Source organism: Pseudoalteromonas aurantia 208, assembly GCF_014858725.1.
Classification (GTDB): domain Bacteria; phylum Pseudomonadota; class Gammaproteobacteria; order Enterobacterales; family Alteromonadaceae; genus Pseudoalteromonas; species Pseudoalteromonas aurantia.
On sequence record NZ_AQGV01000012.1, the window covers coordinates 928,931 to 942,387 of the forward strand.

11 protein-coding genes are annotated in these 13,457 nt (G+C 39.9%); 8 read left to right on the forward strand and 3 right to left on the reverse strand.

Annotated elements, in window-relative coordinates; genetic code table 11:
- Positions 1 to 3: 3 nt before the first annotated feature.
- From odhB to PAUR_RS23900, 4 genes are all read left to right on the forward strand, one after another.
- Positions 4 to 1,506 carry a 2-oxoglutarate dehydrogenase complex dihydrolipoyllysine-residue succinyltransferase gene (gene odhB / locus PAUR_RS08010; protein WP_192507250.1) on the forward strand — a complete coding sequence of 501 codons (1,503 nt, stop codon included), beginning with the start codon at positions 4 to 6 and terminating at the stop codon, positions 1,504 to 1,506.
- 177 nt (positions 1,507 to 1,683) lie between these two features.
- Positions 1,684 to 2,850 (forward strand): ADP-forming succinate--CoA ligase subunit beta, encoded by a 1,167-nt coding sequence (sucC, locus tag PAUR_RS08015; RefSeq protein WP_192507251.1) that lies wholly within the window; start codon positions 1,684 to 1,686, stop codon positions 2,848 to 2,850.
- Entirely contained in the window at positions 2,850 to 3,722 is an 873-nt protein-coding gene (sucD, locus tag PAUR_RS08020; protein WP_119860364.1) for a succinate--CoA ligase subunit alpha, read from the forward strand. Before sucC ends, sucD begins: the two co-directional genes overlap by 1 nt.
- Positions 3,723 to 3,825: 103 nt before the next feature.
- On the forward strand, positions 3,826 to 5,661 hold the full coding sequence (locus PAUR_RS23900) for a diguanylate cyclase domain-containing protein (protein WP_192507252.1): 1,836 nt from the start codon (positions 3,826 to 3,828) through the stop codon (positions 5,659 to 5,661).
- Between the two features lie 13 nt (positions 5,662 to 5,674).
- On the opposite strand, the gene PAUR_RS08030 is transcribed toward PAUR_RS23900, so the two are convergent.
- Positions 5,675 to 6,745, reverse strand: a complete 1,071-nt coding sequence (locus PAUR_RS08030; RefSeq protein WP_192507253.1) for a DUF3083 family protein — start codon at positions 6,743 to 6,745, stop codon at positions 5,675 to 5,677.
- 229 nt (positions 6,746 to 6,974) lie between these two features.
- On the opposite strand from PAUR_RS08030, the gene glnS reads away from it, so the two are divergent.
- From glnS to PAUR_RS08050, 4 genes are all read left to right on the forward strand, one after another.
- Positions 6,975 to 8,639 carry a glutamine--tRNA ligase gene (gene glnS, locus PAUR_RS08035; protein ID WP_192507254.1) on the forward strand — a complete coding sequence of 555 codons (1,665 nt, stop codon included), beginning with the start codon at positions 6,975 to 6,977 and terminating at the stop codon, positions 8,637 to 8,639.
- Positions 8,640 to 8,699: 60 nt separating this feature from the next.
- Positions 8,700 to 10,541, forward strand: a complete 1,842-nt coding sequence (locus PAUR_RS08040; protein ID WP_192507255.1) for a protein kinase domain-containing protein — start codon at positions 8,700 to 8,702, stop codon at positions 10,539 to 10,541.
- 315 nt (positions 10,542 to 10,856) lie between these two features.
- Entirely contained in the window at positions 10,857 to 11,168 is a 312-nt protein-coding gene (locus PAUR_RS08045; RefSeq protein ID WP_192507256.1) for a hypothetical protein, read from the forward strand.
- A gap of 43 nt (positions 11,169 to 11,211) precedes the next feature.
- Complete coding sequence (locus PAUR_RS08050; protein WP_192507257.1) at positions 11,212 to 11,781, forward strand: hypothetical protein; 570 nt, start codon at positions 11,212 to 11,214, stop codon at positions 11,779 to 11,781.
- Positions 11,782 to 11,855: 74 nt separating this feature from the next.
- On the opposite strand, the gene PAUR_RS08055 is transcribed toward PAUR_RS08050, so the two are convergent.
- Together PAUR_RS08055 and PAUR_RS08060 are read right to left on the reverse strand one after the other, a co-directional pair.
- Positions 11,856 to 12,302: a DUF3010 family protein gene (locus PAUR_RS08055; protein ID WP_192507258.1), complete on the reverse strand. Its 447-nt coding sequence runs from the start codon at positions 12,300 to 12,302 to the stop codon at positions 11,856 to 11,858.
- A 63-nt stretch (positions 12,303 to 12,365) separates the two neighbouring features.
- A complete protein-coding gene (locus PAUR_RS08060) occupies positions 12,366 to 13,370 on the reverse strand; it encodes an endonuclease/exonuclease/phosphatase family protein (RefSeq protein ID WP_192507259.1) in 1,005 nt (334 codons plus the stop codon).
- Between the last annotated feature and the right edge of the window lie 87 nt (positions 13,371 to 13,457).

Genomic DNA, 13,457 nt, shown 5'->3' on the forward strand with positions numbered 1-13,457 from the left:
GAGATGACAACCGAAATTAAGGTTCCTGTTCTTCCTGAATCTGTTGCAGATGCGACAGTTGCAACTTGGCATGTAAGCGTTGGTGATACTGTAACGCGAGATCAGAACCTTGTTGATATTGAAACAGATAAAGTAGTACTAGAAGTTGTAGCTCCAGAAGATGGTGTTGTCGTTGAGATTTCACAAGCAGACGGAGCGACTGTTCTAGGTGAACAAGTTATTGCACTTTTAGGTGCAGCCGGTGCATCAGCAAGCGCACCAGCTCAGCAATCAAATGAACAACCAGCAGCGGCAGTAGCCACTACAGCATCAGAAGGTAACGAAGTGGACATCAAAGTACCAGTACTTCCAGAATCAGTAGCAGATGCTACAATTGCAACTTGGCACGTTCAACCAGGTGAAGCGGTAAGCCGTGATCAAAACTTGGTAGATATTGAAACCGATAAAGTGGTATTAGAAGTTGTTGCACCGGAAGACGGTGTAATGGGTGAACACATTCACGCTGAAGGTGATACCGTACTAGGTGAGCAAGTTATCGGTAAAATTAGCAGTGGTTCTGCAGCGCCAGCCACTCCAACGGCAGCGACTGAAGCAAGCTCAGCAAATGACGATAGCTCTGATGTATTAACGCCTTCAGTACGTCGTTTAATCGCAGAGAAAGGCCTAGATGCTTCTGCTATTAAAGGCTCTGGTAAGAACGGGCGTATTACTAAAGAAGATGTTGATGCATTCTTGTCAGCACCGGCGGCGAAACCAGCTCCAACTAAAGCTGCGTCAACGCCAGCGCCTGTTGCTGATTTAGGCGAGCGTACACAAAAACGCGTACCAATGACGCGTTTGCGCAAAACAATTGCGACGCGTTTACTTGAAGCTAAAAACTCTACGGCAATGTTAACAACGTTTAATGAAGTTAACATGAAGCCTATCATGGACCTTCGTAAGCAGTATAAAGACTTGTTTGAAAAAACACATGACACACGTCTTGGTTTTATGTCTTTTTATGTTAAAGCAGTTACTGAAGCGCTTAAGCGTTACCCTGCAGTAAATGCATCAATTGACGGTGATGATATTGTTTATCACAACTTCTTCGATATCTCGATTGCAGTTTCTACACCTCGTGGTCTTGTAACACCAGTATTGCGTGACTCAGATCAGTTGAGTATGGCGGGTATTGAAAATGGCATTCGAGATTTAGCAATCAAAGGCCGTGATGGTAAGCTATCAATGGCAGATATGACGGGTGGTAATTTCACAATTACTAACGGCGGTGTATTTGGTTCATTGTTGTCTACACCGATTCTTAACTTACCGCAAGCAGCCATTTTAGGCATGCACAAAATTCAAGAACGCCCAATGGCTGTGAATGGTAAAGTTGAAATATTACCAATGATGTATTTAGCGCTGTCTTATGACCATCGTCTAATTGATGGTAAAGAATCGGTAGGATTCTTAGTTGCGATTAAAGAACTTCTGGAAGATCCAACACGTTTGTTGTTGGATGTATAAGCAGTCTGATTAGATATTAAGCTGTATGTTAGTCCATACAGCTTTTTTTTTGCGCCTTTGGTCTAACTAGGGTTTTCATAAGTACCCTTGGGATCTATACTAGGGGCGCATTTTGGGATAGCTGATTATTTGCATAAATATTCAGCTTTTTTAGTACAAGAAATTGGATAAAGCATCATGAATTTGCATGAGTATCAGGCAAAACAACTGTTTGCCGACTATGGTTTACCAGTATCTGAGGGTTTCGCATGCGATACTCCTCAGGAAGCTGTAGAAGCAGCTGCTAAGATTGGCGGCGACAAGTGGGTAGTTAAATGTCAAGTACACGCCGGTGGCCGTGGTAAAGCGGGCGGTGTTAAACTAGCAGATAGCAAAGACGAAATCCGTGCATTTGCTGAAAACTGGTTAGGTAAGAACTTAGTTACTTATCAAACGGACGAAAAAGGTCAGCCAGTTGCTAAGATCTTAGTAGAAAGCTGCACAGACATCGCAAACGAATTATACCTTGGCGCTGTTGTAGACCGTGCAACTCGTAAAGTTGTTTTCATGGCATCTACTGAAGGTGGCGTTGAAATAGAAACTGTTGCCGAAGAAACACCTGAGCTTATTCATAAAGCTGAAATCGATCCATTAGTAGGCCCTCAAGCTTACCAAGGTCGCGAATTAGGCTTTAAATTAGGCCTAAATCCAGTTCAAATGAAACAATTTGTTAAGATCTTCATGGGTCTAGCAAAAATGTTTAATGATCATGACTTTGCGCTTTTAGAGATTAACCCTCTAGTTGTGACAGACGAAGGCAACCTTCACTGTCTTGACGGTAAAATTGGCATTGATGGTAATGCATTATACCGTCAACCTAAGATCCGTGAGTTCCACGATCCTTCGCAAGAAGATGCACGTGAAGCACATGCAGCAAGCTTTGAATTAAACTACGTAGCGCTAGATGGCAACGTTGGTTGTATGGTTAACGGTGCAGGCCTAGCGATGGGTACTATGGACATCGTAAACCTACACGGCGGTAAACCAGCTAACTTCCTAGATGTTGGTGGTGGTGCAACTAAAGAGCGTGTAGCTGAAGCATTTAAGATCATCCTTTCTGATGACAATGTTAAAGCTGTATTGGTAAATATCTTCGGCGGAATCGTTCGTTGTGACATGATTGCAGAAGGCATCATCGGCGCAGTGAAAGAAGTTGGCGTTGAAGTACCAGTAGTAGTACGTTTAGAAGGTACTAACGCTGAACTAGGTCGTGAAGTTCTAGCTAACTCTGACCTTGACATTATCGCAGCAGAATCTCTAACTGATGCTGCTGAGAAAGTTGTTGCTGCTGCGGAGGGCAAATAATGTCTGTATTAATTAATAAAGATACTAAAGTAATCTGTCAGGGTTTCACTGGTGGCCAAGGTACTTTCCACTCAGAGCAAGCTATTCAGTACGGCACGCAAATGGTTGGTGGTGTATCTCCGGGTAAAGGCGGTCAAACGCACCTTGGTTTACCTGTATTCAACACTGTACGTGATGCAGTATTAGAAACGGGTGCTACTGCATCAGTTATCTACGTACCAGCTCCATTTTGTAAAGATGCTATTTTAGAAGCAATCGATGCAGGTATTGAGCTTATCGTATGTATTACGGAAGGTATTCCAACACTTGATATGGTTGACGTTAAAGTTAAGCTAGATCAATCAGGTGTTCGTATGATCGGTCCTAACTGCCCAGGTGTTATCACTCCGGGTGAAACTAAGATTGGTATCATGCCTGGTCACATTCATAAGCCAGGAAAAGTTGGTATTGTTTCTCGTTCTGGTACTTTGACGTATGAAGCGGTTAAGCAAACTACTGATGCTGGTTTCGGTCAATCTACTTGTGTTGGTATCGGTGGTGATCCAATCCCGGGTACTAACTTTATCGACGTATTAGAAATGTTCGAAAAAGATGACCAAACAGAAGCGATCGTCATGATTGGTGAGATTGGTGGTACTGCAGAAGAAGAAGCTGCAGAGTACATCAAGGCTAACGTGACTAAACCTGTTGTTTCTTACATTGCTGGTGTTACTGCTCCAGAAGGTAAGCGCATGGGTCACGCTGGTGCAATTATCGCTGGCGGTAAAGGTACTGCTGACGAGAAGTTTGCTGCACTAGAAGCAGCTGGTGTTAAAACTGTACGTTCTCTTGCAGACATCGGTGTTGCACTAAAAGAAAAAGCGGGTTGGTAATCACCAACTCTTGCTTAAAAAAGGTCCCATAAGGGGCCTTTTTTGTTGCCATTTGCTTTACAAAACATTACATTATACTAATACAAATTGATGAGTTGATGTAGTGGTGAAAGTATTTTTAGCAATGGTCGCGATGTTTGTTTGGTTGTCGTGTTTTCAACCAGTACAGGCGAGCGTAAATGACTTTTTGGAATTGGAACAACAAGTACTCAAATCACCAGAACTACATATTGAACTAACAAATCGCTGGATTAACACGTCAAATTCTGCCGACACTGAATTTTTCTTAAGTGCTTTGAGCGCAAGAGCATTTTTTTTTGCTGGTCATATAGAACGTTCTAAAAAGGAGTTTTCGCGCTTTTCTTCAACACTTAAGACGCAACAATTCTCATGGGGGGCTGGGTACTGGTATTTATATCGAAGCTTTTTTGCTATTGAGCAGGGTCACTTAGATGATGCGAAGCGTTTAGTTAAACAATCTAAACGGGCATTTACGCATGTTAAAGACTCCGCTATGTTAGTTAGGGTTCAAGCTATGGAAGCTGTGATCTCTATTTGGCGAGAAGAATATAGTGAAGCGCTTAAATCTGTACAAGCTGCCCATGCTTATATCATGAGAAATGATATTGGAGATGTGAGTAAACTCGCTGTATTAGATAGCCTCACAGCTTATTATTCAACACTTAAATATCACCGGAAAGCCATCGAGTTTGCAAATCAAGCCAATGTTCTCGCCGTACAAACACAAAACATATTGGATGGACTACCAATAAAATACAATTTATGCATGGCTTTATTACGCTCTAAGCTTGTTGAAAAAGCTAGATCTTGTTATTCAGACATGCTCGTGAGTGCCAAACGCTTAGCATTGCCACGCTATCATTTTTGGGCAAACGCGGGCCTAGGTAAAGTCTCTTTATTGTTAAAGGAGTATGATGAAGCCGTAGACTATTTTTTGCAGGCAAAAGAATTAGAATACAAAGCTATTGTTAATCCGGCACATCTCATCGTTTTGCATAATAACTTAGCCAAAGCACTGTCTTCGATGAGCCGTTATGCACAAGCACAAATCCATTTAAAAGAATCGCTCTCTATATTGGACAATTATCAGAGTCCTTTGAATAATAGGTACATGCGTAGAACACTTAAATTAAAAGCGCATGTATTGGATTTGCAGCAAGACTATATCGGCAGTATTGCGGTATTGAATCGCTATATTAGATTGCTAGAAGAAAATGAATTAGCAACGAAAGAAGTGTTAGAGCAAGAAGCGCAAAGTTTTTTTGAGGCGGAACAGCATAAATTTAAGTTAGCGCTGACAAATGAGAAACTTAAAGCACAAGCGGCGAACCTTGCTGAATTAGAAAAAGAAGAGCAATTGAGTAGAGCGTATATTTTTATTGCTGTTTTGAGCTGCATTAGCATCGGTCTTTTTGCTTATTTACAGCGTAAAGCGAGCTTAGTTAATCGTAACTTTGCGTATAGGGACCCGTTAACTGAATTGTTCAATAGGCGATACTTTCAAGAGCATATTGATAAGTTGTCCCACCAAAAGCAGTCATTTAGTTTAGCCATGCTAGATCTTGATTATTTTAAACGAATTAATGATGTATCCGGTCATGACATTGGCGATGAAATACTCGTACGATTTGGTCAGCACTTAAGGTCTCATTTTCGAGACGACGCTGATGTAGTTTGTCGTTATGGGGGCGAAGAGTTTGTTGTGGTGTGTCAATTTATGGATGTATCACAGCTAACACAAAGGTTAGAGATGCTTCAGGCAGTATTGAGAGAAAACTTATCTCATGATAGTGAAGCGGTCACGTTTAGTGCGGGTGTTGTAAATAGCTCAGATTACTCCAAAGATACACTTATCAAGGCGGTTGATGAGCTAATGTATCGCTCTAAGAAGTTAGGAAGAGATAAGATCTCTTCCTAACTATACATTAATGCTAATATTGATAACTAATATGCTGGAAAAAACGAATGTTAATATCTTGCTTCTGCGGAGATATCGCTAAAGAGGATGTGAATGTTTTGACCATAGATTCAACTTGATTCATGAATTTACCATAGCCAACATCTTTTTTATCAGAGGCTTTTGCCACAACCACAAAATGCATTGTGTCGACTAAACCATCCGATTGCCAAATAGATTTGATTTGTACATCACTGTTGTCAATATTGAAGCTTAATTTTTGTAATTCACAATTTCCGTCTGACTTATCCGTTCTACTGTTTCTTATTATTGGCAATCGTCCATTCGCAACAAAAGCAGAGTGTGTAAGATGTTTATTGGTACATGCAGACAAAAATAGATCTTCGATGGTTTTGTAAAATTGTGAACAGTCGTCACTGAGTAATAAGTGTTGATATTCAGTTTTAAGGGAGCGGGTCACAGGTATGCTAAATGTGGCATATGTCATTTCCGAGTGGTCGGCTGGTAATGTACAATTTCTTGCTTGATATCGGGGATATAAACTGCGTAGCTTATATCCATAACTTTCTTTATTACCTTTGGATTTAGCAAAAACGTCATAGGTTAAGTGTTGGTGGTCTCGAACCTTAAATGTCACATTCTTGAATGTTAAGGCGTTATGTAATGCATCGAGCGTTTTGGTTACTTTGTTATGAAAATGCGCCGCGTTAGCTCTAATATCATCCCCAGTGGCTAGAAATAATAGCCGTATCTTCTTTGCTGCGGTGTCATCATGGTAGTAAGTTTTATGGGCTTCATGGTATTGTGGGTTGTAGAAAAATAGAATTTGCTTTTCTGTTTGCAAGCAATGTGATTCTTCGTGAAACCGCACAATGGGCAGCTTATCATTGGCAATTAGATGTACATTATGTAACTCGTATTCGTCACATAATGCAAACAGTTGTCGGGCTATACGTTCGTAGCAACTTTTTAGGTTATCAAAGCAATCGTAAAATTTATTTTCGGGTTTAAATTCAGCCAATATATATTGGTTATTACGCGCATTAGCGGGAATGTAAACGCGGTTTAAGTTCATTGAAGCCATGTTGAATATCCTTAAGTTACTTCGTTCTATGCTGCGCACTATATAGACGTTTTATGACTTTTTTATTGCGCTAGAACAAAAATTGTCATGAATTTGGCTAAGTTCATTGATCACGAGTACTTTTGGACCAATATTCTTTAAACTAAGGAAAGGATTTGCTGTAAGTTGTCGAAGCTTTTTGTAATAATGCGCTGATATAGAGCGCTAAATTTTTGAGGAATGCATACCCATGGCGGAAACAGAGAATCGCCCATCAAACTTTATTCGAAATATTATAGATTCTGATTTATCTAGTGGTAAGCACCAACAGACGCACACGCGTTTTCCACCAGAACCTAATGGCTTTTTACATATTGGTCATGCTAAATCGATCTGCTTGAACTTTGGTATTGCACAAGACTATAAAGGTCTGTGTAATTTACGTTTTGATGACACAAACCCAGAAAAAGAAGACATTAATTACGTAAAGTCAATTCAAGAAGATGTGTCTTGGTTGGGGTTTAAGTGGGATGATGAAATATGTTATTCATCTAATTACTTTGACCAATTACATGCGTACGCTGTTGAGCTGATTGAAAAGGGACTAGCGTATGTTTGCTTTTTATCACCAGAGCAAGCCCGCGAGTATCGTGGCACCTTGACTGAAGCTGGCAAAAATAGCCCACACAGAGATTCGGCTGTTGAAGACAATTTGGCATTGTTTGAAAAAATGCGCAATGGTGAGTTTAAAGAAGGGGAGTGTGTACTTCGAGCTAAAATTGACATGGCTAGCTCGTTTATGGTTTTACGTGATCCGATAATTTATCGTATTCGTTTCGTTCATCATCATCAAACGGCTGATAAATGGTGCATTTACCCAATGTATGATTTTACGCACTGTATTTCTGATGCACTTGAAGGGATCACCCATTCTTTATGTACCCTAGAGTTTCAAGATAACCGCCGTTTATATGACTGGGTACTAGATAATATCAGTCTTGAGTGCCATCCACAGCAAATAGAGTTCTCGCGACTGAACCTAGAGTACACTATTATGTCCAAGCGAAAGCTTAATGACTTAGTCGTTAATAATCATGTTGAAGGATGGGATGATCCACGTATGCCAACCATTGCTGGTTTACGTCGACGAGGTTACACACCGGGGTCAGTGGTTGAGTTTTGTAAGCGTATTGGCGTTACCAAACAAGATAATATGATTGAAATGGGTATGTTAGAGGCTTGTATTCGTGATGATTTAAACGAAAATGCACCACGAGCAATGGCTGTGTTAGACCCTATAAAGGTGGTTATTGAAAATTATGATGCTGACAAAGTAGAGCAATTAGTTGCACCAAACCATCCATCAATCGAAGAAAAGGGTACACGTGAAGTACCATTTACCCGAGAATTGTTCATTGAACGTGAAGACTTCAGAATTGAAGCGAATAAAAAGTTCAAGCGATTAGTGCTTGATAAAGAAGTTCGTTTAAGAAATGCTTATGTTATTAAAGCAGAGCGTATTGAAGAAGATGCTGATGGTAACATTACGACGATTTTTTGCTCTTATGATCCTGAGACGCTAGGTAAGAATCCAACTGATGGTCGAAAGGTGAAAGGCGTGATTCATTGGGTTTCTGCGTCTGAATGTATCGATGCTGAGGTACGTCAGTACGATCGTTTGTTCAACGTACCTAACCCAGCAGCGGCAGAAGATTTTTCGCAAGTATTGAATCCAGATTCACTCAAAGTTATTACTCACGCAAAGCTTGAACCGTCACTTGCTAATGCAATGGCTGAACAAGGATTTCAGTTTGAGCGTATGGGGTATTACTGTAGAGATAATAAATCTGACGCGTTAGTGTTTAACCAAACGGTTGGCTTAAGAGATTCTTGGGCAAAAATAGAAAACGCTTAATAATATATTGTTTATAAAGGCCGAACTTTTCGGCCTTTTTTATGCCTGAATTTGTAGCTGATGAAAATATCAAACTTATCTAAAGCAAACATTAAGTCGATAAATAATTTTTATATTAATGAACAGCAATCGATTTATCTGTTGTCTCACCATGATGCCAAAAAGCATCGCCAATGGCTCAATATCTGTAAAAAGCAATTAACCGTATTAGGTTATGAGTCGGTAGAATTAATCGGCTCAGGCGCATTTGGTTTTGTGTTTGGGGGAGTGAGTACTGACAGTCAACAATGGGTGTTTAAATTTTCTCGTATTACGTTGGCACAAAGTGTGCGTGATAGGTTAGAAGATGAAGCGTATATGCTGTCGCAAATTGATAACACTATGGTTCCAAAATTTTTGGCTTTTGAGCGTGTTAAAAAGCAAGGGATTTTGATGATGGCACGCGCTAAAGGTGAAGACTTAGAAAAGGTATCACTGAAACGCGGCTGTTTTGAGCCTAAAGAATTGGTAGAGCTGGCATTGTTGTTGCGCAATGTGTTGTTGGATTTAAGAAATCATCGCAATGGGATTTTACCACAACCCATTGTTCATGGTGATATTAAGCCTTCTAATATCGTATGGGATGAGGTTTCGAAAAGCTTTTCTTTAGTCGATTGGGGGAGCTCTGTCTATGCGCAAGTGGATACAAATGGGGAACCTGTTGCGAGTAATATTATGGACCTAATGTCGTCTGATGTGGCGGGTACCAATGCGCGTATGGGTGATGTGTACTTCATTGGCGATGAGCAGATGCAAGGTGCTCAATCGTCTCCACGCTTTGATGAACAAGGCGTGGCATCAACCATTTATGCATTAGCCAGCGCTCAGTCATGTCGATTTGGTGAACAAGTTATTCCTGCAAAGAGCTTGGGGTTGCCCCAAGAGTTTGCGGCGGTTATTGATGCCATGCTGAGTAAAGATAAACAAGAGCGAGACAAAGCAGGCGACTATTTTATGCAGCATATGCCTAAGATAGCAAAGTCTTATTTACCCATATTAAATGTTGAAAAACCAAAGTCAAATATTCCATTTTGGATCACCAATACGGATGATCATCCGGATACTGTTGTTTATAGTTCAAGAAAAGAGTTTTTACGCAGAGCTGACCATAACCATCAATTACATGATATCAATGATGCCCAGTTAGACCGGTATTATAAGGAGTTTTTATTTGATACAGGTGACACCGAAAAAGCATTTTTGGCATCAATAAGCCGTTTAGCAAAATACCCTTTAGTGGGGGGGTTGAGCTTTCATTGGAAGGCAGACTCTTTGTATGTTGAATCGAGTTTAATTTTGCATGATGAGACATTAAATAACGCTTTGACGGATGCGATAAATGCGACTGTCATGTTAGCGCAAGGGATAACGCAAAAGGGGTTGTTTAAGTGTTGCTTATTTGATGCACGTCAAACCATCCAACTAGAGCGGGATGATACGGGGGCGTTTATATTTGATACCTTGCCTCAGCTGCACTATTCAATGGTTGACGTTGCAAGTAATGAGGTAACTCGTCCTCACAGTTATTTTGAAGACGGTAAAGATCCAGACGAACAGCTACAATTGCCGAAAAGCATCATTCAATGTGTATTTGAGCTTAACCAAATTCACCATACCGGGTGTATTATATTTGAGTCATTGCCTAATAGATTGAAAATCCATCATTACTATCGCTTGTTAGACGCCAGCCAGGAACAAAAATTTGAGCTCCTTCTTGCGCGGATAATACAATACGCGATGAGTATTGATGATGTAGGTGTAGCAGGGTTTATGAAGCTGCCCTATAAAAATACCAGAGAGTTCGATTTGTGCTTGGAGCAACCGGTCAAGTATTACCCTAAAAACCCGAAACAATATGCGTGAAAATTTGCGATGCAAATTGCGACTAGTTATTTCTTAAAATGATTAATATATATAATTCAATTATCTAGAATTTTGTTAATTTGGCATGTCGTTTGAATATAAAAACTAGCACATTCACTTCTCCAGGTTTTGTTGCTAGTAGTTAGGCACTTCTTTTATGAAGTGCCTTTTTTTTGGTATGAATATAGCCGTTGTCAGTCTGCATAACGATTACATATTTTCTATGTATATCTTATGAATAAAATTACATTGAATTTACTTTATTTTTATTACACAGTAACAAAATAATGTTAGATAAGTACGATTGAGACTGCTATGGACAAGCAACAACGACAAGAAATACTCACATTGAGTTGGAGTATTCATGACCAAGTAGAGCAGGCTATTTTACAACATAGCGCTGCTTCAAATGATGCAAATTGGCGTGAGAAACAACGATTACTGTTGGCTGATATGGCACTACACCTTTTGCAAACTGCACTTAAGCCGGGTGATTTACATTATGATAAGTTGGTAAGCAACCTAAATGGAATTTTGAGTTTGAGTGATGACTTTATTGAAAATGTGAACTTACGCTCGGTGTCTGACAGTTTGTATGCGACTCATGCGCAGAGCAGTGTTGATTGACAGCCCCTAGAAAATGATTTTGGTAATTTGAAGGTAGAAAGTGGTGAAAATTCCCAGTCAATTTCGAGAAGTATTAGGCACCCATCAATCTGGGGTAGCTTTGAGTTCAATAGGGTTAATGACCTTATTTGGGTGTTATGTTGTGTATGTACTTTTTGTTCGACAACATTCGTTACCAGATATCGCTTGGTGGCAGTTGGCCATTGGTGATTTATTGGTCATTGACGTGATAGCTGGTTGTGCGGCCAATTTTACTAAGGGAACTAACGATTATTATAAAGCTCGTAGCCAGTCTCGTTGGGTGTTTATTGCCATTCATGTCCATATCATTGTGATCGCATGGGCCTACAATATTGCACTCAATGAAAGCGCGATTATATGGGGCTACACTATCGTAACAGCAGCAATATTAAATACATTATATGGCCACAAGTCACAGGCGCTCATTGCAATTGTGTTTGTTTTATTAGGGGCAGGGGTGATTGCATCGCTATCATCACCGTTATGGTTTCAGTGTATTGCTGGCTTGTTTCTAGTTAAAGTATGTTATGCATTTTCAGTTGATCATTACGTCAATGACGTTCTACAACACGAGCATCCTACAGACCCATAAAAACCTGGCATAATATCGGTTTTTATGGATTTGCAGTTGTTGTGCAACAATCAGAGAACTGCTCAATGTAAGTGTTATTCTTCTGGACGATACGTTTTCTTTTGAATATATACATAGGCATTGATAAACGCATTTTCTTGAAACTTTTTTAGTCCCGTATCGGCGAAGTCAATCGGTACTGGGTTGCGCTTCAATTGCTCTTTCACTTCCGTTGTCGACAGCAAACGTACATCTAAATCTGCAATTAGCTGTATTGCTGCTTCCATTTTAAAGCCTGTGGCGCTGCCAGCAAACTTACCCTTTGGCATACGTTGGCGAATTGCCACAGAATCAACTTGATAGTCTTGCATAAGTTTGGCGAAATCAAATTGAAATTTTTGCATATCTTGAGTATCTAAGCCTACATTGCCTAGCGTAAAGCGAGTTTGGCGAATATCACGAATATCGAATACGTCGTTTTCTTTGGTTAGCAAGCATAGTAGAACTTCGCTACCTGCTATTTCAACGCCACATGTTCTCATTAGTCTTTCCAGTTTATATAAAATTTTGGGCGATTATAGCAATCACTTTACTAAATCAAAAGATTATAGCGTTACCTTTATTGCAATTGCACTATGATCTGAATAGCGAATGTCTTCTTCATCTCTTTTTGCATCTAAATGGCCATCATAATTATGGTAAGTTAAAGTTTTAACTGTTGGATTAATTTGGTTGGGGTTAAACACTTTGGAGGCCAATATATAGTCTAACACATTGCCTTTTCCGCGATAAAAGTGCGTCGGGGGCTTTTGGTCAAAAGAGTGGTTATTATCGGCAAACAAATAGCTGTCAACTAGACCTACACTTTCAAATGGGGAGCTATTGTGTATTTGTGGGGGGAAAGTTTGGGTCATAAAAGATAAAGCTGGACTATGCAGATGGTCATTAAAGTCTCCCATTACCAAGGTTGCGCAGTTTTGTTCGCGTTGTGTTTTTAGAGCGTCATAATAAATAATAGATGCCTCTAACGAACGGGAGATTTGTGATTGCATAGTACCAACCGTTTCATGTAAAAGAGTCAGTAACGGATCTCCCTGTTCGGATTCGCCAAGCATGTGCGCCATTGATAAAACTCGCTGGGACTTGAAATGTACGGCATAGCACATAATAGGACCTATGCCGTCAAGCTCAATTCGGCATTTAATGGGTGTACGATTAAATCTAAACTGTTGTTGGTTGTTAAGGTATTCGAGTAACTCTGGACATGGTTCAAGTGCTTCAACACTGGTAAATGGGAGTTTAGACGCAATAGCGACGACTGGGTTAAATAAAACCGTTGGATACATGCTGTCTGGCTGAGGCATGTCCACAACCGCGAAATGAATAAGTCCCAGATCTTTACAAAGAGCCTCAAGTACCTCAACACTAAAAACTTCTTGAAATACAATTAAAGTCGGGTTGATATGTTCGATAAGCCCTGTGATGAATTGAGTCTTGGATTGCCATTGTGTATCGTTATAAGTTTCATGAAGTTGATAAAATGAGAATGGAGGTGCTGTGAAATTAAGCAAATTTAGTGACGCGAAGCAATATTGCTGAGAATGTGCCATGGAATACCTTAATATTTTTACTACTTATACTCAAATTGAGCAGAAAATTTGCATTTAATGAATCAATTTTAGTCTTTCTCTTGAATT